Origin of the sequence: Marinobacter similis (assembly GCF_000830985.1) — a bacterium.
In the GTDB taxonomy this organism is placed as follows: domain Bacteria; phylum Pseudomonadota; class Gammaproteobacteria; order Pseudomonadales; family Oleiphilaceae; genus Marinobacter; species Marinobacter similis.
Genome location: NZ_CP007151.1, coordinates 800,370 through 819,727 on the forward strand (window position 1 = coordinate 800,370; position 19,358 = coordinate 819,727).

Consider the following 19,358-nt stretch of genomic DNA (forward strand, 5'->3'; position numbering starts at 1 on the left):
GCTTGTTAGCGGTCTAGGTCTGAAACTCATAGAGATTATTCTGTAAACCATATAATTCCACGGTCCCTTTCATACAGAAACCTATATTTTCCAGTAAGAGATTTGATCGTAGGTTATCCGGAAAAGTAATAGCTAAAATAGTATGTAAAGTGTGCTTGCTCATCTCGTATTTCAGAACTTTTTTAGCTGCCTCACTTGCGTAACCTTTCCCACAAAATTCAGGTAAAAGTGCATAACCTAAGTCTGGGAATTCTAATCCTTCTCTTTTTACTAAGCCGCACATGCCTATTGGTGTATTTTCACCCCTCAGCAATACCAGGTTGAGACCAAAACCCTGAGCACAAGGACGTCCCACTTGCGCGGCTGGCTCCAGAAGGAACTTGCCATGGCGATAACCGCAGACTCCACCTCCAACCAAGCTTCCATGATGGACACGCGGGTAGCAAAGGAAACGAGGTTAAGGATACGCTGGCCACCTTGAAAACACTGGCCCTACCCCCAATTAGAAGGTAGTTCGATGCCTCGGCCTGATCGTACGGCATCTTCCCTTTTTCATGTATTCACCACCGGGAAAAGCACTATGGGAATCCTTCATAAACCGTTTCAACAGCGGACTGTCTGGCAGTTGGCGCCGCTGATGGCACTGGTTCTGTTACTCAGTGGCTGTGGAATCAACAACATTCCCACTTACGATGAGAAAGTCACCTCTGCTTGGTCCCAGGTAGAAAACCAGTACCAGCGCCGGGCGGATCTGATTCCCAACCTGGTGGAAACCGTCAAGGGCTTCGCGGCTCAGGAGCAGGAAACCCTGACAGCAGTCATTGAGGCGCGTTCCAAGGCCACGTCCATTCAGGTAGACGAGAGCATTCTCAACAATCCCCAGAAACTGCAGCAGTTCCAGCAGGCTCAGGGTGAGCTAAGCAGCGCACTGAGCAGGCTGATGGCGGTGTCTGAGCGTTATCCAGACCTGAAGTCGAATCAGAACTTCCTTGCCTTACAGTCACAGCTTGAAGGTACGGAGAACCGTATTGCTGTCGCGCGGCGTGATTTCATCCAGGCGGTGGAGCGCTATAACACCGAACTGCGCACCTTCCCGGGTAAAATCTGGCACAGCATCCTGTACAGCGATCTGGAGCCCCGCGCCAACTTTGAAGCCACTACGGAAAATGCCGATGAAGCGCCTGCGGTGGAATTCTGATGATTGCAAAGTTCCACAAAAGCATGCTGTTAGCGTTATTGGTATTGCTACCGGCTGCTGTATGGGCACAGTCAACGCCCGAGTTTCCCGAACTGACCGGCCGGGTGGTCGACCAGGCGGAGATACTTTCTCCTGAGGTCGAAGCGCGCCTTGGCAAGATGCTTCAGGCCCACGAGCAAACCAGCACTGAACAGGTTGTGGTAGTTACGCTGCCGAACCTTCAGGGCTTTCCCATTGAGGATTTTGGCTACCAGTTGGGCAGGCACTGGGGTATCGGTCAGGAGGGCGAGGATAACGGCGCTCTGCTGATTGTGGCCAAGGAAGAACGCAAAATCCGCATTGAGGTGGGCTATGGCCTTGAAGGCCGGCTCACTGATGCCGACTCATCGGTGATCATCAATCGCATTATTACCCCGGCGTTCCGTCAGGGGGATTTCCAGGCCGGTATCTTCAACGGCGCAGCCGCGATGATCCAGGTTCTCGGTGGTGAACCGATGGCAGTTCCCCAGGGCCAGAAAACAGGTGTCGCCCAGGAGAAGCCCAACGCCGGTATGGTCGCGCTGTTGTTCTTCATCATGATGGCCGTGGTGTTCTTTATCGGCAGTCGCGGTGGCCGTGGTGGGCGCGGTGGCGCAGCCCTGTTAGGAGCAGCTCTGCTGGGTGGTGCCATGGGCGGCCGTGGCGGCGGCTTCGGTGGTGGTGGCTTTGGCGGCGGCCAGCCAGTCAGGGTTGTCGACATTATCGGGGGAATCTTTCATTTTTGTGAATCCTGAATTCTCATTGCTGAATCGATGATCGGTTAGCGGCTACCGCGCAGCACCAGGCCGCCCGCGCCGGCCAGCAGTACCCAGCTCCAGATCGGCACATCAGCGACCCAGGCCTGGGCCTCTGGTTGGGTGCCCAGCACCGCCACGGCGATCAGCACAACGGCGGTCAGGCCGCGTCGCCAGCGGCGCTCCGCGCGCCTTTGCTGTTCCTGAAGTAGCTCCAGTGTAGCCTGATTCTGTTGTTCGGTGGGGCCGGACTGGCGCAGCTGCAGCAGGGCATCGTGCACCAGTTGCGGCATCTCAGGGGACTGCTCCAGCCAGGAGGCAGGTGCGTTTGCAGTGACTTGATCAGTCCGGACGGGCCTATCCGACGGCGCATCCAGCTTTCAAGGTACGGTTGCGCGGTGCTCCACAGGTCCAGTTCGGGGTAAAGCTGACGCCCCAGGCCCTCCACGTTCAGCAGTGTCTTCTGCAACAGAACCAGCTGGGGCTGCACTTCCATATTGAAGCGGCGTGCAGTTTGGAACAGGCGTAGCAGAAAGTGGCCGAATGAGATGTCCTTCAGCGGTTTCTCGAAAATTGGTTCGCACACAGTGCGGATGGCTGCTTCGAACTCGTTGACCCGGGTATCCGGCGGCACCCAACCGGACTGAACGTGCAGTTCGGCGACCTGACGGTAGTCCCGGCGGAAAAACGCCAGCAGGTTGCGCGCCAGGTAGCTCTGGTCGTCCGGGGCCAGGGTGCCAACTATGCCGAAATCGATGGCAATGTACTTCGGATCGGCCGGGTTGCTCACGTCCACAAAGATGTTGCCCGGATGCATGTCGGCGTGGAAGAAACTGTCCCGGAATACCTGGGTAAAGAAGATTTCCACGCCTTTTTCGGCCAGCACCTTCATGTTCACGCCGGCCGCTTTCAGGGCCGCCACGTCGGCGATGGGGATGCCGTGGATGCGTTCCATCACCAGCACTGACTTGCGGGTGTAGTCCCAGTCAATGAAGGGGATGTAAATCAGTGACGAATTCTCGAAATTACGGCGCAACTGGCTGGCGTTGGCGGCCTCGCGCTGCAGGTCGAGTTCGTCGTGGATGGTGGAGTCGTAGTCTTCGACCACCTCCACCGGGTGCAGGCGCCGGCCTTCGGACCAGTATCTCTCCAGCAGCCCGGCCATCAGGTACATCAGGGCCAGATCCTGGCGAATAACCCGTTCGATACCCGGACGCAGAACCTTCACCACCACCTTCTGACCATTGGGCAGGGTGGCACCATGCACCTGGGCCACGGAGGCTGAGGCAATCGGATCTGGCGTGAAGTCCTGAAACAGCTCCGCCACCGGGGCCCCAAGCGAGGTCTCAATGATGCTGCGGGCAACGTCGCTGGGGAAGGGGGGAACCCGGTCCTGCAGGTTTTTCAGGGACTCGGCCATGTCATCCGGCAGTAGGTCGCGCCGGGTCGACAGAATCTGGCCGAACTTCACGAACACCGGGCCCAGTTCTTCCAGGGCCAGCCGCAGCCGGTCGCCCCGGTCTAATTTGGGCTTGGGGAACAGATGCAGGGTGCGAGCAGGAAAAACACCTTCAGTGGTGCCGGCAACTCCGCCAGGGGCAAAAACGTATCCAGCCGGTACCGGCAGAACACCCAGGCGATTCGGATCAGTCGTTGCAGGCGGGTCACGGGGTCTCCGGTTCGTCAGTAGGGGCGCGGTTGCCAATCTGGTCGATGCGCGCGGCAAGGCGTTCAGTGCGAAGGTTGAGGTCGTCAATATCCGCGAACGTGGCTTCCAGTTCGCGCCGGCCGGGCAGGGCGCGGCTTTCTTCGTGTACGTATTCCTCGATGTTCGCGTTCAGCGCCTGGAACGCATTGCGGCTCCACTTCACGGCACCGCGAACCCGTTGGCCCAGGAAATGCGCGGGCACATCGCCAATGTGGCGAGCCATGGCCGCTTCCCAATCCGGATTCAGTTGGTCAAGGGCGCGTTGCAGCTGGTGCGCCAGCGCGGTATCGCCCTCTACCTGCAACCGGCCATCGCTGAAGACGCGATCATCGCCGAGCGCGAGCGCAGCCAGGGCAATGGGTTTGCCCTGAATTTCCAGCCCCGGCGCTTCCGGGGGCTGGCTACTGACCTGCACCCGATTACCGGTGGTGTGCAATGTGTAGGCCAACGCCAGAGGCGCGGTAATGGTGACCCGGACCGGTGCATTCAAAGCCGAGAGCAACGCCTGCCGGCCTGCCGGGTCAAATTCCAGGGCCTGGTTCAGCGCACCTTCGATGATGGCGGTGACGGCGGCGAGCAGGGTCGGCCCGGGAAACATCAGGGCTTGATTCCCACGTGCAGGGCGACAATGCCGCCGGTCATATTGTAGTACTTGCAGCCCACCAGGCCGGCGTTTTCCATCATGCCCTTCAGAGTGTCCTGATCGGGATGCATGCGGATGGATTCGGCCAGGTACTTGTAGCTCTCGCTGTCGCCGGCGATCAGTTGGCCCATCAGTGGCAGGGCGGTGAAAGAGTAGGTGTCGTAGGCCTTGCTCAGCAGCGGATTAGTCGGCTTGGAGAACTCGAGGATCATCAGCTTGCCGCCGGGCTTGAGAGTCCGCGCCATGTCTCGCAGCGCCTGATCCTTGTCGGTGACATTGCGCAGGCCAAAGGCAATCGACACGGCATTGAAGCTGTTGTCCGGAAACGGCAAGTGTTCGGCGTCGGCTTGAACATACTCGATATTGCCTGCGTAGCCGCGATCCACCAGCCGGCCGCGGCCGACTTTCAGCATAGATGCATTGATGTCGGCCAGCACCACCTTGCCGGAGGGACCCACCAGGTCGGAAAACTTCATGGTGAGATCGCCGGTGCCGCCGGCAATGTCGAGCACCTGATGACCTGGGCGCACACCCGAAAGTTCGATGGTAAAGCGTTTCCACAGGCGGTGAATGCCCATGGACATCAGGTCGTTCATGAGGTCGTATTTGCCAGCTACGCTGTGGAATACGTCCGCCACCTGGCTCGCTTTCTGGCTCTTGGGTACATCCCGAAAACCGAAATGGGTGACGTCATCCTGGCCCTGGCTGTTCTGGGCCTGATTGGCCGGCGTTTGCTGCTCGCTCATGAGAGAAATCCTGTCTGAATCTGAACCTCGTATTCTAACCGCTGGCGGGGTCGCTACAAGGGTGGCGGCGAGTTTAATAGCGCCCTAAACTATAAAACCTTCCATTTTCCAAGAGAAAACTGATTTATGTCCGTTATTGATGTACGCCGTCCGCACACACTGGACAAGGAGCACGCTCGGGAAGCTGCTGAAAATTTGGCGAAAGATCTGTCCGAACAGTTCGACGTGAACTACGAGTGGGATGGGGATCTGCTTCGATTCAAGCGCAGCGGCGTTAAAGGTCAGCTCGAAATCAGTCATGCCGACCTGCACATTCATCTTGAGCTTGGCATGATGCTCCGCCCGTTCAAATCCCGGATCGAACAGGAAATCAACTCCCAACTTGACCAGATGCTGAAGGCCTGAGGCTGTTCTAGCTCGGGTCAGAGATCGGCCGGTAGCCGGAACGGCTCCGGGTGGCCTGCAAGGATGTTATCCATCACCCGCTGTTCCCGGCTCACCAGTCGTTCAATCAGTGAATCGACATCGTCCATGGCGCGAAAGGCCGTATAGCCACGGTGCATAAACCCGTGCAGGTCGGCGAGTCCGGCCATCTCGGCCGGAGTCCTGCTCATGGATAGCAGCCAGCCCAGGGTCCGGTTGCGCACGTAGCGGTCCAGTTGCAGACCAACATCCTCAATCAGTGCCAACTGGCGCTCACGCAGCGGCAGTTGCCGGCTCTGGCGAAAGGCTTCGCAATATTGGGCCACGGTCAGGTTGTCGGCGGGGATCTGTGCCTCGCGCAGCTGTTCGGCCAGCTCCAGGTCCAGTTGCTGGGTAATCAGGTTTAACTCCACCAGGCCTGCCAGGGTGCCCAGAAGGTGGTCCGGTAGCCATTTCACCATTTTTGGAAAGACCCGATCGATGTTGTCGTCCCGGCCGGTCATGGCGGAAGGAGCGTACAGATCGGACAGCAGAAACTCGAGGCCAGTGTGATAGCCAGGGTGCTGGTACAGATCCAGATGGGTGGTTTTCAGCCGTTGCGCCTGCCAGTCGGCGACCTCAAAGGTATCGGCCAGCAGCGGATGCGCGGCTTTGTGTCGGCGGAAATCGTGATATTCCAGCAACAGATGACGAAGCAGGCGCCCATTGTCGGTGCTGACTTCGGTGGCGACAAGGCGCTCGCGGTACATGAGGAACTGGCTCCGTTTAACTAGCCGTGGGACAGAGGCCAGGTAGTTTAACGAAGCTTCGCCCGCAGGACACTAGCCCTGGGCGGCTTCCGGCAGGGATTCGAGACCGGGTAGCCATTCCTTGCTGTCGAGAGTGATGAAGTGACTTGGTGCCTCGGTTTCGATTATGCGCATGGTGGTCGGGCTGTGACGGGCACTGGCGAGCATGGCGGTGCGGTCGAGAATGCGATCCACGGCCGGAATCAGAAAGGTGCCATGGCGGATGTTGTTGTACACACTGGTGTCCGTGCGCTCCATCCATTCCATGATGTTCTCGATGTTGCGAACAATGGTCAGATGGTCTTTGGTCGCTGAGAACAGTTTGCTCAGCAACTGTTTTTTGCGCGGGTTCATCTTGCCAAAGAAGGTCTGGCCGTAGGCAGATGAGGGCGCTGAGTTGATCAGGCGAATCAGCCAGGGCCACATGCCATGGCTGACCGGCTCCAACAAGGTAGTTACCAGAGCGTGAATTTTGGCTTGAGGCAGTACCGGGGCTTCCAGCACCACTTCCACATCTTCATATAATTCCGGCCACTGATTCATTGCTCCAGGATCACCGCTCCGCCCCGGGAATGCCCGTGGATGCGGATGTTCTGGGTGGTCGGAAGGTTGGCAAGCGCCTGGTTCAGGATGCAGGCATCGTATTCAATGGTGCCTTCGAGGTGCTTGATCGGCACTTCCCAGTGGGGTGTTTCCGGGGTCACGCCGTTTACAGGAATGTGGTAGTTGCTACAGGTCAGCAGGATCAGTTCGGTGGTGGGAGCCTCGTAGGCCTGCGTGAAGTAACAATGGTTTTCCAGGAATCCGTGTACACCGACTACGGTCGCCTGGGCTTTGCCACTGTGATTGCGTACTGAAACAGCGCCCTTGCCTACGCGATACACGCGGCCGGAAAACATCTCTGAATAAGCGTTTTCGATGGGCTTGATCAGTTTGCGAACATGGCTCGCTTTCATTGTTACTCTCCCGACCAGCGTGGTATTGGCCTGTTATTAGTGTTGGACGCTGTTGGAAACTCAGTATTACAGTCTGTTGTACCCCGAATCCGCATTGTTTGTATTGGCACAGTTAACAGTATCTACGCTTGTCTGGGGCCAATCGATGAGTCTTTAGTGGTATTTGGTAACGATTGACCCGGTATTTAGCCAAAGTTTAGGCCGAAAAGTCGTCAACTGGTAACCATTTGTAATCTTGTGCATGACACCGTCGATGGAGACGCTGCTACTTGTCTGGCACAATGCGGAGTTCGGTTTTTACGTAGCTTCATCCATTTCCCCAGGGACGCCCAGGTTTGAGTCACGAGCAATCGCATCTTCTTTTGCCTGCGGATTCGGCCTGGCTGGCTCTGGAACGGCCAGAAAACCCGATGACCATCACGGTCATGATGCGGGTGGACGGCCTCACGGCACCCCGATTGCGGGAATTCCTGCAGGTGTACTGGCTGGCCTGGGAGCGCTTCCGGTTCATGCCTGTTCAGCGCTCGCCCGGCTGGTGGTGGGAGCAGGACCCGGTGTTCGATCTCAAACACCATCTGGATGTCGTTCTCGACCGGTTCAGCCCCGACGACCTCCAGGATTGGATTTCGGCGCGCCTGAATCAGCCTCTTCCCTTGTACCGCCCGCGCTGGAAATTCTGGCTGGCCCCCAATGCCGAGGGCGGCGCCGCGCTCCTCCTCCGTCTGCATCACTGTTACGCCGATGGCCTGTCCTTGCTGGGCATTTTCGATCGGCTGTGTCCGCCATCACCACAGCAGCATCCCGCGCTGTACGGCGCTGCTGAAACCCCACAACTGGCTCGTTGGAGCGTCGCTGCCAAGGCCTGGTTGGAGCGGCTGATTGCGAGCGGAACCGCGACCCGGGGTGAGGTAAGTGACGACGAGCCGGAAGCCCCGGCAACAGACCGGATGCAGCAGGCAGGGCGATCGCTGGAGCGTGTCGCTGCCAGTGGTCTGAGATTGCTGAATGAGGTCAGCGAATTCCTGGTTGAGCCGGCGGATACGCCCTCCGATCTGAAGCGGCCTTTGCTGGGCCGGCGTCAGTGTCGCTGGTCGGAACCGGTGGCCCTGGCGCGCTTCCGGTCGGTGGCGGATGCCACCAATGTCACCATTAACGATGTCCTGCTCAGTTGTGTTGCCGCGGCGGTTCGCGGTCGGCTTGGAATCGAGGCGGCCGAACTTGATGATGCCGTGCTGCACGCGGCAGTGCCGGTGGATATCCGGTCCAGACTGCCGGCCGACCTGCAACCGGAGCCCGGCTCCCTCGGTAACTATTTTGGCACTGTGTTCGTGCCCTTGCCGGTGGACGGTGAGAGTCCGCTGGAGCGACTTTACCGGATCAAACACGAAACCCGGCGGCTGAAGAAGAGCTGGCAGCCTGGTATCGCCTGGGGGCTGGTGGCCAGCGCTTCGGCGATTCCAGAGCCCTGGCGCCAGCCGGTGGCTGATGTGTTTTACCGCAAGGCCAGCGCGGTGGTATCTAATGTTCCGGGCACACCAGAACCCCGCTACATGGCCGGTTGCCGCATTACCGAACAAATGTTCTGGGTACCCCAGGCCGGTGATATCGGCCTGGGCGTCAGCATTGTCAGCTACGCTGGCCAGATCCAGTTCGGGGTAGTTGCCGACGAGGCGATCATGGCCGATCCCGGTGAGTTCCTGGCCGACTGCCTGCAAGAGCTCCAGCGCTTCCCGCAAGGACACTGACCTCGAAGCGAATTGTCAAAAAGTTTACATTCTGGGGCAGATCTTTCGATTAGACTCCGGATGTCACGCCGCTGGGCCCGACCAACAACAATAACGAGGAGTCTCAACGTGGAGACCAGTCCGCTGATTTCGATCGGCCTGCCGATTTCACTGTTTATCATCATGGTGGGCATTGGCCTCACGCTGACCCTGCGGGATTTCGGCCAGGTTACTCGCAACCCCCGCAGCATCGTGGTCGGTACCATTGCCCAGATCCTGCTGATGCCCCTGGTGGCTTTTGCCATAGCACCTTTTCTTGGCCTGGCGCCGGCGCTGGCGGTTGGCCTGGTTATCATTGCCGCCTGTCCGGGGGGAACCACGTCGAATCTGTTCGTCCTGCTGGCCCGCGGCCACATCGCACTGTCGATTCTGCTGACGGTGTCTGCCAGCCTGATCACCATCATCACGCTGCCATTTTTCACCAATTACGCTCTGCAGATGTACTTCGGTGAAGCCGCGAACATCTCGCTGCCGGTGGGCAAGACCATCGCCATGCTGGTGGTGATCGTGCTGCTGCCCGTGGCCCTGGGCATGTTCATTCGCACCAAGGCCCCGGCGAAGGCGCAGAAAGCCGAGGGCATGGTTAGCATCTTTGGCGGATTTGTCTTACTGCTGCTGATCATCGCCCTGCTGTGGGGTTCCCGGGAGCGGTTGCCGGAGTTGCTGGCCCAGGCCGGACCAGCGGCGTTCCTGTTGAATCTGGCCGGAATCGTGATTGGGTTGGGGCTAAGCCGGCTGGCGGGCCTGTCCCAGAGAGAGTCCCTGGCCATTGCCGTGGAGCTGGGCATCAAGAACGGCACCATCGCCCTGATGGTGACGCTGACCCTGCTGGAATCCAGCGAAATGTCGATACCGGCAGTGGTCTACAGCGTGCTGATGTATGGCTTCGGCTGCATCCTGATTGCCATGGGCCGCCGCTTGGTGCCGGTGCACCAGTAAGCGGTTATCTCGGTTGGGCTAGAGTCTTGCGGCAACGACGCGGGACCAGAGCCGGCCATCGATAGCAGACAGCCCCAGCGCAATCAGCCCCAAGCCCGCGAGCTGGGTCGCCGTGATCGACTCGTTCAGGAACAGAATCCCCAGCAGAATTGCCGACCCGGGGACCAGTAGAGTGACCAGTAGCAGGTTGGTGGCGCCGGCCGATTCCAGCAGTTTGAAATAGATGATGTAAGCCAGGGACGTTGAGAACAGCGCCAGTCCCAGAATGGCACCCCAGCTTTGCACACTTGCTGTACTGAGCGCCTGCGTGCCCTCCAGGCTCATGGCAATCGGCATCATGATCAGGCCCGAGGCGGTGACCTGGCCCGCGGCGGTCAGAATCGGATGAACCCCCAGGGCCTTGAAACGCCGGCCATACACCCCGCCAAACGCATAGGACATCGCCGCACATAGAATCGCCAGCTGTGGCACCCAAGGCGTGGGCTCAGAGGAAGCCGGCAACCCGATCATCACCACCACGCCCAGGAACCCGATCACCACACCCAGCACCTTGAGTGGCGTTGCGCGCTCGTCCGTCAGCAGGCAGGTGGCCACCACCACGGTAAACAGCGGCGTGGTGGCATTAAGGATGGAGGCCAGGCCCGAGGCAATCTGGGTCTGACCCCAGACGATCAGTGAAAACGGAATGGCGTTGTTGATGGTACCCATGCCCAGGAACGCCAGCCAAACTTGCCATTGCCTGGGAGGGCGTAAGCCCAGGATCAGCACCACGCACCAGAGCCCAACCGCGGCCAGCGATACCCGAAGGGCCACAATGGTTAGTGGCGGTAAGTCCTGGACGGCAACGCCGACAAAGAAGAACGAACCACCCCATAGCAGCGACAGCACCAACAGCAGTGTCCATTCCCGGAGACCCATGGTCAGACTGATTGGAGATGTCACGATATGCGCTGCCTTATCAATTATTTGGAACGACCAAGGCTAGCCGGCATTAACCGGTTCCGCCATCCGATTCTTGCCAGGTCGTACTGCCAAAGTGGCGAATTACTCCCCTCCCAAATGAGCAGGTAATCAATTCCCTTGTGCCATTTTCCCTTGGTTGTGCTTCTCCGACTATGGAATTCGGGCGCCAGATTGCGCCTCGGGTCGGATTTTCGCGGCCCTGATCCGAGATTTCCAACAACAACCGGGGGAATTATGAATAACAACAATATCCGAAAAGCAGCTTTGGCCTTGGCCATTTCAGCGACGTTGGGAGCCAGTGCTGGCGCCCAGGCAGCCATTGAAGTTTACAACGAGGGCGGCACCAGCTTCTCGGTGGATGGCTACTTCAATGCTTTCTATGTGAATCGGGACGACAAGCTGGCAGATACCCGCAATTCAGACGTCAAAATGGGCTTCTTGCCGAACACAGTAGGCTTCAATTTCAGCAAGGAAATGGGTGAGCTGACGCTTGGGGGGCGTTCTTCATTTTGGAGCACGATCAATGACAGCTGCAGTCGCCAACCGATACTGCCATCGATGTGCGTCAGCTGTATGCCACCGTGGACGGATCTTTTGGTCAGGTGCTGATTGGTAAAGACTTCGGTCTTTATTCCCGTTCCAATATATTTCAGGACGAGATCCTGATGGGCTTTGGTTCTCCGGGTGCCGCAACCGGGGTGTCGTTTGGCAACATCCGGACCGGTTACCCTTACCCCAATCCCTCGGCGCAAATTACCTATCGATCGCCAGAAATGGGTGGCTTAAACGTGGCGGTGGGTATTTTCGAGCCGGCCAATACCACGCCCGGGGCTGGTTCTGAACAATCAGCGCCCAGGTTTGAAGCTGAAGTCACCTACAGTGCTGATCTCAGTGGTGTCAGCTTGACTGGCTGGCTCAATGGTCGCTCCCAAAAGTCTGAAAACGATACCAGTTCGGTGGATTCGACAGGGCTGGGCTATGGCCTGCGGGCGTCAGCGGCCGGATTTTCGCTCAGTGGCTCCGGGTTCACTTCCGAAGGTGACGTGCCGGTCCTGATCAGTGACACGGCAGCGCCTATTTCCGAGGAGGATGCCGATGGCTTCCTGGTCCAGGGTTCCTATACCCTTGGCGCCAATCGCCTGGTTCTGTCTTATGGCGAGACTGATTCCGATCAGGCTGACTATGAGACAGAAAATACCTCGGTGGCGTTGTTCCACAGCGTGAACAGCAACCTAAAGCTGGTGGCGGAATACAACATGTTCGAGCAATCCACCAAGTCCACCGGTGCTGATGCAGCCGATATCGATACCCTGGCACTGGGAGCGGTCGTGATGTTCTGAGTCGGCTCTGATCGGCGCAGCAGCTGAGACCGGAGCCGATGTTGGCTTTTCGGGGCGGCCGACGTACGACTTAAGTGTCGTTTTACCCACGCCGCAGCTGGCAGTGTCAGCTGCGGTCGGCTAAGAGGGTAATTTTATCAATGACTTACCTAAGTTTCGGCGCGCCAATAAAAAGCACGGAAGTCGCATTGGCAGGTTATCCGGATTCCGTAGAATCGGAACAAAGACCTCGACCTATGGATCCGGTGATTATGAGCTCAGAGACGGTCCCGTCGGCTGTTCGGACTGCCAGCGTTAACTTACGCGATCCGGTCCTGGCAGCCAGTCAGTTGGAGGCTCAGCTCAGTCACGACTATCTCGGCTGTGTGCTATTTTTTTGTTCGGCGGAATACGAACTGAAACAACTGGGGCCCGCGCTAGAGACGGCGTTTCCCGGTGTTCGCATTTGCGGGTGCACCTCGGCCGGCGAGATCACCCCCGAAGGTTACGGACGCGGTTGCATTACCGCCATCGGGTTTGACCAACGCTATTTCGCTATCGATTGTGCCTTGATTTCATCCCTGGATCGCTTTTCCTTGCAAGATGCCCAAGGCGTAATCAATGGCTTGCTCGCGACCTGTCGCGACGCCGGTCTTGCGCCGGTTAAAGGCAACACCTTTGCAATTACCTTGCTTGATGGCCTGTCCAGCCGGGAAGAGCTTGTTCTGGCTACACTCAATTCGGCGCTGGGAACCATCCCGCAGTTTGGCGGCTCAGCAGGCGACGACGAGCGCCTGGCCAATACCCACGTGTTTTATGACGGTCGGTTTCACACCGGTGCGGCTACCGTGATGCTGGTGAATACGCCGCTGGACTTTCGGGTGTTCTCCACCCATCACATGGTTGATCGCAGCGAAAAGCTGGTAGTGACAGACGCCTGTTCCGAGCGTCGCACGGTGAAGGAACTCAATGCCGAGCCGGCAGCCCAGGCGTACGCCAGGGTTGTTGGGGTTCGGGTGGAAGAGCTGGACCGGGAAATCTTCGCCCTGCGCCCGCTGGGGGTGAAAATTGGCGGCCATTTCTTTGTCCGTTCGATCCAGCGGGTAAATCCGGATGGCAGCCTTACTTTTTACTGTGCCATTGAAACTGGGATCGTGATGACCGCGATGGAGCCGGAAGGCCTGCTTGACAGTGTTCGACATCAGATCGAAGCCTCCGAGCGGGTAGTAGGAACGCCTTTGATCACCATTGGGTGCGACTGTTTCCTGCGCCGCCTGGAAGCAGAATTAACCGGGGAGCTGGCCGCCGTGTCCGAATTTATGCGGCATCATCGGGTGATCGGATTTAACACCTACGGTGAGCAGTTTGACGGAATGCACATCAATCAAACGTTTACGGGGGTGGTGATTGGCCAACCTGATGCCCATTCCTGACTCAGACCCGCCGTCGACCGACGAGACGAAAGACCGCCAAATCGAGGCGCTGTTGCAAGAAAACCAGCGCTTGCGAAGGATTCGAGACGCCCTGATTGTGCGGGTGGAGTCCGGTACTGCCCACAAGCCGGAGCCCTACGCTGCGTTCGAACATTCGGTAATTTTGGCGGAACAGGTCCGGGAGAGGACCGATGCCTTGAATAATGCTCTGGAGGAGCTCAAGGCTAGCCATACGGCTGTCAATTGGGCCAGGGAAGAAGCCGAAACCACTCGTCAGCGGCTCAGCGATGCGATCGAAAGCATTGCCGATGGGTTTGTCCTGTTCGACAGTCACCATAAATTGATACAGAGCAACAGTCGTTTCCGCAGTTATTGGCGTGATGCCGGGATAGCGGCGCCGGAACCGGGAGCAAGCATTCAGGAGGTCAAGACTCGTGCCGAGGCCAACGGCCTGATCGTCGAAGAGCATGATCACGACGATCCCGAAGGCTCGGTGTTCCTGCTATCTAATCAGCGCTGGGTTCAAGTTACCGAACGTGCCACCCGTGAGGGTGGCTTGGTCGTGCTCTATTCCGATATCACCGACGTTAAAAACAGCGAAATGATCCGCCGCATTAAGGCACTGGAAGAAAGTGAACGATGGATCCGGGTGGTCACCGATCATGTGCCAGCCTGATCGCCTATGTTGGTTCTGATATGCGGGTGCAGTTCTGCAACAAGGTCTACGAGGCTTGGTACGGAAGAGGGGGCGTGCCCGTTCTTGAGCAACGTCTGGATCAGATACACAGCTCTGAGTTCTACCAGCGCTTGCTGCCCCAGATTATGGAGGTGATGGACGGGCATAATGTCACGTTTGAGTTGGAAGAGACCGGGGAGAATGGCGAGGTGCGCTACATGCTCCGCTCTTACGTGCCCAACTTGGACGAGTTCGGCGACATCATCGGTTTCTTTGTGCTGATCCGGGACATTACGGATCGGCGAAAGACCGCGTTGGCGCTGGAGGAGGCCTACGATGACCTTGAGCGCCGGGTTAACGAACGCACCGCGGCGTTAACCAATCTGAATCACAAATTGCGTGACGCAAAGCTTGAAGCTGAACGAGCGAACATGTCCAAGACCAAGTTCCTGGCGGCGGTCAGTCACGATCTGCTGCAACCGTTGAACGCCGCCCGGCTGTTTACCAGCTCGCTACTGGAGCAAAGCTTTGGTCCGAAGGCCGAGGGATTGGTGCGTTCAGTGAGTACGTCGTTAGATGATGTGGAGAATCTGCTCGGCACTCTGGTCGACATTTCCAAGTTGGATGCTGGTGTCATCAAGCCGGATGTAACGGCGTTTGATCTGCGCGATTTACTCAACAACATCGCACGGGAATTTCGGCAGATGGCGCTTTCCGAAGACCTGAGGCTGGATTTTGTGCCCTGCTCGGCGGTGGTGGAGTCTGACTCCCAGTTGTTGGCTCGTATTCTCCGAAATTTTCTGACTAATGCTATTCGCTACACCCGCACCGGGCGCATCCTACTCGGTTGCCGCCGCCATACAGATCATGTCCTGCTGCAGGTCTGGGATACTGGGCCTGGCATCCCGGAAGATAAACTCACCGAAATTTTTCAAGAATTCAAACGCATTAGTCCCGCCGGTGCCCAGGCTGACAAGGGCTTGGGGTTGGGCCTGGCTATCGTGGACAAGATTTCCCGAATGCTCGGCCATGAGGTGCAGGTGTCTTCGGTTGAGGGTAAGGGGTCTGTGTTCAGCGTTCGGGTGCCCCTGGGGCAGCTGCAACCGTCGAGAGCGGTTGCGAGTGCGTCCCTTCCGGTGCTGCATGGTGACCTGGACGGAGTCCGTATATGGGTGATCGACAACGATCGCTCGATTTGCCAAGGCATGCAGACTTTGTTGGAAGGGTGGCAGTGTCAGGTGGTCACGGCGGTTTCCCTGGTTGACCTTGAGCGGCAACTGGCCATTGAGACCAGTGAGGTGGATCTAATCCTTGCTGATTATCACTTGGACAATGATGAGAACGGTGTTGACGTGGTTGGCGAGATAAACCGGCGGCGTTGCACCCCGGCGCCGGTGTTGATGATCACGGCCAATTACTCCAATGAGCTAAAGCAACGGATTCGAGCGTTGGGTTACATGCTGATCAATAAGCCGTTGAAGCCGCTGAAATTACGCAGCATTTTGCACCATGTAATGCGGGGCCAGAGGTAGGCGTGGTGCCCGGCTTAAAATGAGGTGAGGTGCGAAGGGCGACTGGGTCCCCCTTCACCTGAGATCTTAGCGTTTGAGGTACTGGCTGAAATCAACATCGCTAGCGGACAGAATGGCCTGAACCCGGTTGTGAACCCCGAGCTTGCGCAGGATCGCCGAAACGTGCGCTTTAACTGTGGTTTCAGCAATATTGAGGTTGTAGGCAATTTGCTTGTTGGATTCTCCCTTGGACATCCTTTCCAGCACCAAAAGCTGGCGGCGGGTCAGGGAGTTCAGGAGTTCCGGTGAAACGGGGTTGTCGTCGTTCCGGCTGCGCCGCTGGCGGCTTTCATTGCTCGTGCGGATTATGTCTGAGGGAGGTAGACATTGCCGTTGAGGATCTGCTGGATCGCCTCGGTCATCTGGGCCCGGGGCGACGACTTGGTGATAAAGCCAATCGCGCCGTAGGTAATGGCTTGCAGCACCACCTGCTTATCTTCCTCAGCGGACACGATCACCACAGGAATACTGGGCGCCTCATTGCGCAGCGTGATCAGACCGTTCAGGCCATGCATGCCAGGCATGTTGAGGTCCAGCAGAATCAGATCAAGGTCATCGTTGTCGCGGGTGATGTCCAGGGCGCTGTCCAGATCGTCGGTTTCGATGATCTCGCTGCCTTCAAAGCCAGAGGCAATAAGCTGCTGATGGCTTCGCGGAACAACGGGTGGTCGTCGGCAATCAGAATCTTGTAAGCCGGCTCCATGGATGGGTCTACCTGTTTGTTTTCAGTATCGGGAATGGCTTCCGAATCATGATAGCGGTTTTCGGAAGACAGTGCGGCATCGAGCTCGCTCAGCATGGCGGCCTCCTGTGCAGAGAATCGCCGGAGTCGGTTCCGATCCTCTGTTTATTATTGTGATGGTTTCATTACACGCCATCTTGGTCTCACGTTGAATGCGACCATCGCACCAAAAAACAGGCACCAAAGTACTATTCTTGCCGAGCCGTGGGCTTCGTATCGTGGTCGTATGAGCCTACAACCAACAATAACGCCTGTCTCACGACCCTATCGTGTCGCTCCCTGGATCAAAAAGGGAACGGCAGCTTTGGTGTGTATTCTCATTACTGTCACGGGCAATGTTCATGCCCAAGAAAAGGCTTCCGACTTACCCGTGCTGTCTATCAGCGTGCTGCAATTCGGCACTGCTCATTGGGAGCTTGACCATATCCGGCACCGGGGACTGGACCGGAAAAATAGCTACCGGCTGGAATTGAAACCGGTTGCCAACCTCCCGGCTTCCAGACTGGCGGTCACCAGCGGCTCTGTGGACGGCGCTGTGGCCGACCTTTTGTGGGCCCAGTCGCGATTCCAGGCCGGCACGCCCTACCTTTATGTCCCTTTCTCCTCCCAGATTGGCGATATCGTTGTCGCTGAAACCTCAACGATCCGTTCGGTGGCGGATCTGGTGGGTAAACGCATCGGCGTTGCCGGCGGGCCGAGCAGCAAGGTTGGATACTGCTCAAGAAGGTCGCACAGCGGCAGGGAATCGACCTCGAAGAATCCGCCGAACTTCAGTTCGCAGCTCCGCCTTTGTTGAACCATGCTCTAAAACGTGGGCAAGTGGATGTCATCGTCACCTACTGGCATTTCGCGGCCCGTCTCCAAGGTGAGGGCAGCTGGCGATCGGCGTTCGCCATGTCTGCCTTGCTCACTGAATTGGATCTGGACCGCAACCTGCCGGTTCTTGGCTATGTTTTTCCCGCCAACTGGGCGGAAGACCACGGCTTGCTGATCGATGGTTTCGCAGCTTCCCTGGATCAGCCAAAGCTGAACTGGCGAAAGGTGACTCCCCCTGCAGCGCTTGCGCCCTCTGATGAACAATCCGGAGGACGGTGTTTTCTCGGCATTGCGAGAGGGCTTTGTTGCCGGTACTCCAGCGCCGCAGACAGACCAGCGCATCGCTGACCTGCGGCGTTTGATGACCCTAACTGGCGCCGAGTCAGGTGACCTTATGCCGGTTGATCTGTTTTACCGGAGACCGCGGTGAAAGGCCGCTCCGGTCGGCCGCCCTTGTGGAGCTACTGGATAGCTCTGCCCTCCTTTGTTCTGCTCTGGGCACTGGTTGCCTGGTTGCTTCAATCGCCCCTTCTGCCAACGCCCCCGAGTGTTCTGGATACCTTGGTTCGGGAAGCTGCTTCGGGAGAACTCTGGCACCACTTGGGCGCCACCCTTGGGCGTGTGGTAGTCGCCTTTATTCTGGCCATGGCAATTGGCAGCGCCATCGGCATCTTCATGGGGCGCTCACAAACCACCAATGCCCTGTTGGATCCCTTACTAGTGCTCTTTCTGAACCTGCCAGCCTTGGTCACCATCATCCTCATGTATGTTTGGTTTGGTCTGGTGGAAGTGGCTGCCGTGATGGCTGTGGTTCTCAACAAAGTGCCAAACGTTGCGGTCACGGTTCGGGAAGGCGCGCGCAGCCTCGACTACCGGCTAGAAGAAATGGCCACGGTCTATGAGTTCACCCGATGGCAAAGGTTGCGTGAAGTTTGGGCGCCACAGCTGTTTCCTTACGTTATGGCAGCCACCAGAGGAGGCCTTGCCTGATCTGGAAAATCGTCCTGGTGGTGGAGCTACTCGGTCGCTCCAGCGGCGTTGGTTTCCAGCTGCACATGGCTTTTCAAGTGTTCGACGTGGCCACCATTCTCGCCTACAGCCTGGCATTTATCGGCGTTGTCCAACTCATCGAACTGGCTATCCTGCAACCCCTGGAGCGTCGATCCAGCCGCTGGCGTCAGCCGGAGGCTGCCCATGCTTGAGCTCAAAATCGCACGCCGAGATTTTGGCCAGCCGGTGCTTGGGGAGGTTTTTGCGACCATCGAACGCGGTGACCGCATCTGCCTAATGGGCCCCTCAGGTATTGGCAAGACCACGCTGCTTAATGCGATTGCCGGTCTCGACAAGTCGGTTCCAGAAGAGTCGGTTGTCGGTCGCGACCAACTGCGGGTGGGCTACCTGTTTCAGGAACATCGCCTGCTGCCGTGGCGGAGTCTGGATTCGAATCTGAGGCTGGTTGGTGCCAGTGACCAGGAGGCCGAGAGCTTATTGATGCAGGTAGGTTTGTCAGGTTACGGCCACTACTTGCCGGACCAGCTCTCCCTGGGCATGGCCAGAAGGGCGGCCCTGGCACGATGTCTGGCTGTAAAGCCGGACTTGCTGCTACTGGACGAGCCGTTTGCATCTCTGGATCCGGCAATGTCCGGTGAGCTCAAGGCGTTGATAGCCGGGCTTCTGGATTCGCATCCGGATATGGCGATGATCTGTGTTACCCATGATGGCGGGGATGCAGAGATATTGGCAAACCGCCTCTGGTATCTGGATGGTAAACCGGCCCGTTTACAGTGGGATGATGCAGTCGAAGAATCGGGTTTGATTGATGGGCTTCTCGGGAAGCTTCGGAGTCTGGAAAGCCCATCCCGCTGACTGCCGTTCACCGG

The 19,358-nt window shown here is 57.7% G+C and carries 14 protein-coding genes and 6 pseudogenes; 12 read left to right on the plus strand and 8 right to left on the minus strand.

What is annotated here, in order from left to right; genetic code table 11:
- Positions 1-13: 13 nt before the first annotated feature.
- On the minus strand, positions 14-355 hold the full coding sequence (locus AU14_RS23655) for a GNAT family N-acetyltransferase (RefSeq protein WP_407942845.1): 342 nt from the start codon (positions 353-355) through the stop codon (positions 14-16).
- A 225-nt stretch (positions 356-580) separates the two neighbouring features.
- Here AU14_RS23655 and AU14_RS03640 point away from each other — a divergent pair, with 225 nt between their 5' ends.
- Both AU14_RS03640 and AU14_RS03645 read left to right on the plus strand, forming a co-directional pair.
- Complete coding sequence (locus AU14_RS03640; protein WP_052471955.1) at positions 581-1,198, plus strand: LemA family protein; 618 nt, start codon at positions 581-583, stop codon at positions 1,196-1,198.
- Positions 1,198-1,971 (plus strand): TPM domain-containing protein, encoded by a 774-nt coding sequence (locus AU14_RS03645; RefSeq protein WP_052471956.1) that lies wholly within the window; start codon positions 1,198-1,200, stop codon positions 1,969-1,971. The genes AU14_RS03640 and AU14_RS03645 overlap by 1 nt, the downstream gene beginning before the upstream one ends.
- A gap of 26 nt (positions 1,972-1,997) precedes the next feature.
- Here the strand turns inward: AU14_RS03645 and ubiB are convergent.
- The 3 genes and pseudogenes from ubiB to ubiE all read right to left on the minus strand — a co-directional run bounded on the left by ubiB (position 1,998) and on the right by ubiE (position 5,068).
- Positions 1,998-3,639 (minus strand): annotated as a pseudogene (ubiB, locus tag AU14_RS03650) (ubiquinone biosynthesis regulatory protein kinase UbiB).
- Positions 3,636-4,277, minus strand: coding sequence for a ubiquinone biosynthesis accessory factor UbiJ (locus tag AU14_RS03655; RefSeq protein WP_041339007.1), 642 nt, complete (start codon positions 4,275-4,277; stop codon positions 3,636-3,638). The pseudogene ubiB and the gene AU14_RS03655 overlap by 4 nt, the downstream one beginning before the upstream one ends.
- Complete coding sequence (ubiE, locus tag AU14_RS03660; RefSeq protein ID WP_041339010.1) at positions 4,277-5,068, minus strand: bifunctional demethylmenaquinone methyltransferase/2-methoxy-6-polyprenyl-1,4-benzoquinol methylase UbiE; 792 nt, start codon at positions 5,066-5,068, stop codon at positions 4,277-4,279. Before ubiE ends, AU14_RS03655 begins: the two co-directional genes overlap by 1 nt.
- 126 nt (positions 5,069-5,194) lie before the next feature.
- On the opposite strand from ubiE, the gene AU14_RS03665 reads away from it, so the two are divergent.
- Positions 5,195-5,473 carry a polyhydroxyalkanoic acid system family protein gene (locus tag AU14_RS03665; RefSeq protein ID WP_041339013.1) on the plus strand — a complete coding sequence of 93 codons (279 nt, stop codon included), beginning with the start codon at positions 5,195-5,197 and terminating at the stop codon, positions 5,471-5,473.
- Positions 5,474-5,490: 17 nt separating this feature from the next.
- On the opposite strand, the gene AU14_RS03670 is transcribed toward AU14_RS03665, so the two are convergent.
- Together AU14_RS03670 and AU14_RS23155 are read right to left on the minus strand one after the other, a co-directional pair.
- Positions 5,491-6,240 carry an FFLEELY motif protein gene (locus AU14_RS03670; protein ID WP_041339015.1) on the minus strand — a complete coding sequence of 250 codons (750 nt, stop codon included), beginning with the start codon at positions 6,238-6,240 and terminating at the stop codon, positions 5,491-5,493.
- 72 nt (positions 6,241-6,312) lie between these two features.
- Positions 6,313-7,235 (minus strand): annotated as a pseudogene (locus AU14_RS23155) (alpha/beta hydrolase).
- Positions 7,236-7,570: 335 nt separating this feature from the next.
- Here AU14_RS23155 and AU14_RS03680 point away from each other — a divergent pair.
- Positions 7,571-8,980, plus strand: a complete 1,410-nt coding sequence (locus AU14_RS03680; protein ID WP_041339018.1) for a WS/DGAT domain-containing protein — start codon at positions 7,571-7,573, stop codon at positions 8,978-8,980.
- Positions 8,981-9,088: 108 nt separating this feature from the next.
- On the plus strand, positions 9,089-9,958 hold the full coding sequence (locus AU14_RS03685) for a bile acid:sodium symporter family protein (RefSeq protein ID WP_041339022.1): 870 nt from the start codon (positions 9,089-9,091) through the stop codon (positions 9,956-9,958).
- A gap of 18 nt (positions 9,959-9,976) precedes the next feature.
- Here the strand turns inward: AU14_RS03685 and AU14_RS03690 are convergent, their stop codons facing one another.
- Complete coding sequence (locus tag AU14_RS03690; RefSeq protein WP_041339025.1) at positions 9,977-10,900, minus strand: DMT family transporter; 924 nt, start codon at positions 10,898-10,900, stop codon at positions 9,977-9,979.
- A 252-nt stretch (positions 10,901-11,152) separates the two neighbouring features.
- Here AU14_RS03690 and AU14_RS03695 point away from each other — a divergent pair.
- The 3 genes and pseudogenes from AU14_RS03695 to AU14_RS03705 all read left to right on the plus strand — a co-directional run bounded on the left by AU14_RS03695 (position 11,153) and on the right by AU14_RS03705 (position 15,881).
- Positions 11,153-12,261 (plus strand): annotated as a pseudogene (locus AU14_RS03695) (porin).
- Between the two features lie 251 nt (positions 12,262-12,512).
- Complete coding sequence (gene nosP, locus AU14_RS03700; RefSeq protein WP_169745955.1) at positions 12,513-13,673, plus strand: nitric oxide-sensing protein NosP; 1,161 nt, start codon at positions 12,513-12,515, stop codon at positions 13,671-13,673.
- Positions 13,660-15,881: pseudogene (locus AU14_RS03705) on the plus strand (NahK/ErcS family hybrid sensor histidine kinase/response regulator). The gene nosP and the pseudogene AU14_RS03705 overlap by 14 nt, the downstream one beginning before the upstream one ends.
- 66 nt (positions 15,882-15,947) lie before the next feature.
- Here AU14_RS03705 and AU14_RS03710 read toward each other — a convergent pair.
- Positions 15,948-16,623, minus strand: a pseudogene (locus AU14_RS03710) (response regulator).
- Between the two features lie 187 nt (positions 16,624-16,810).
- On the opposite strand from AU14_RS03710, the gene AU14_RS20495 reads away from it, so the two are divergent.
- The 4 genes and pseudogenes from AU14_RS20495 to AU14_RS03725 all read left to right on the plus strand — a co-directional run bounded on the left by AU14_RS20495 (position 16,811) and on the right by AU14_RS03725 (position 19,344).
- The gene (locus AU14_RS20495; RefSeq protein ID WP_236744357.1) at positions 16,811-17,458 is read left to right on the plus strand and encodes an ABC transporter substrate-binding protein; all 648 of its coding nucleotides are present in this window, start codon (positions 16,811-16,813) and stop codon (positions 17,456-17,458) included.
- 23 nt (positions 17,459-17,481) lie between these two features.
- Positions 17,482-17,826, plus strand: a complete 345-nt coding sequence (locus AU14_RS20500; RefSeq protein ID WP_236744358.1) for a hypothetical protein — start codon at positions 17,482-17,484, stop codon at positions 17,824-17,826.
- A 105-nt stretch (positions 17,827-17,931) separates the two neighbouring features.
- Positions 17,932-18,680, plus strand: a pseudogene (locus tag AU14_RS03720) (ABC transporter permease).
- Positions 18,673-19,344, plus strand: a complete 672-nt coding sequence (locus AU14_RS03725; protein ID WP_041339030.1) for an ATP-binding cassette domain-containing protein — start codon at positions 18,673-18,675, stop codon at positions 19,342-19,344. Before AU14_RS03720 ends, AU14_RS03725 begins: the two are co-directional and overlap by 8 nt.
- Positions 19,345-19,358 lie beyond the last annotated feature (14 nt).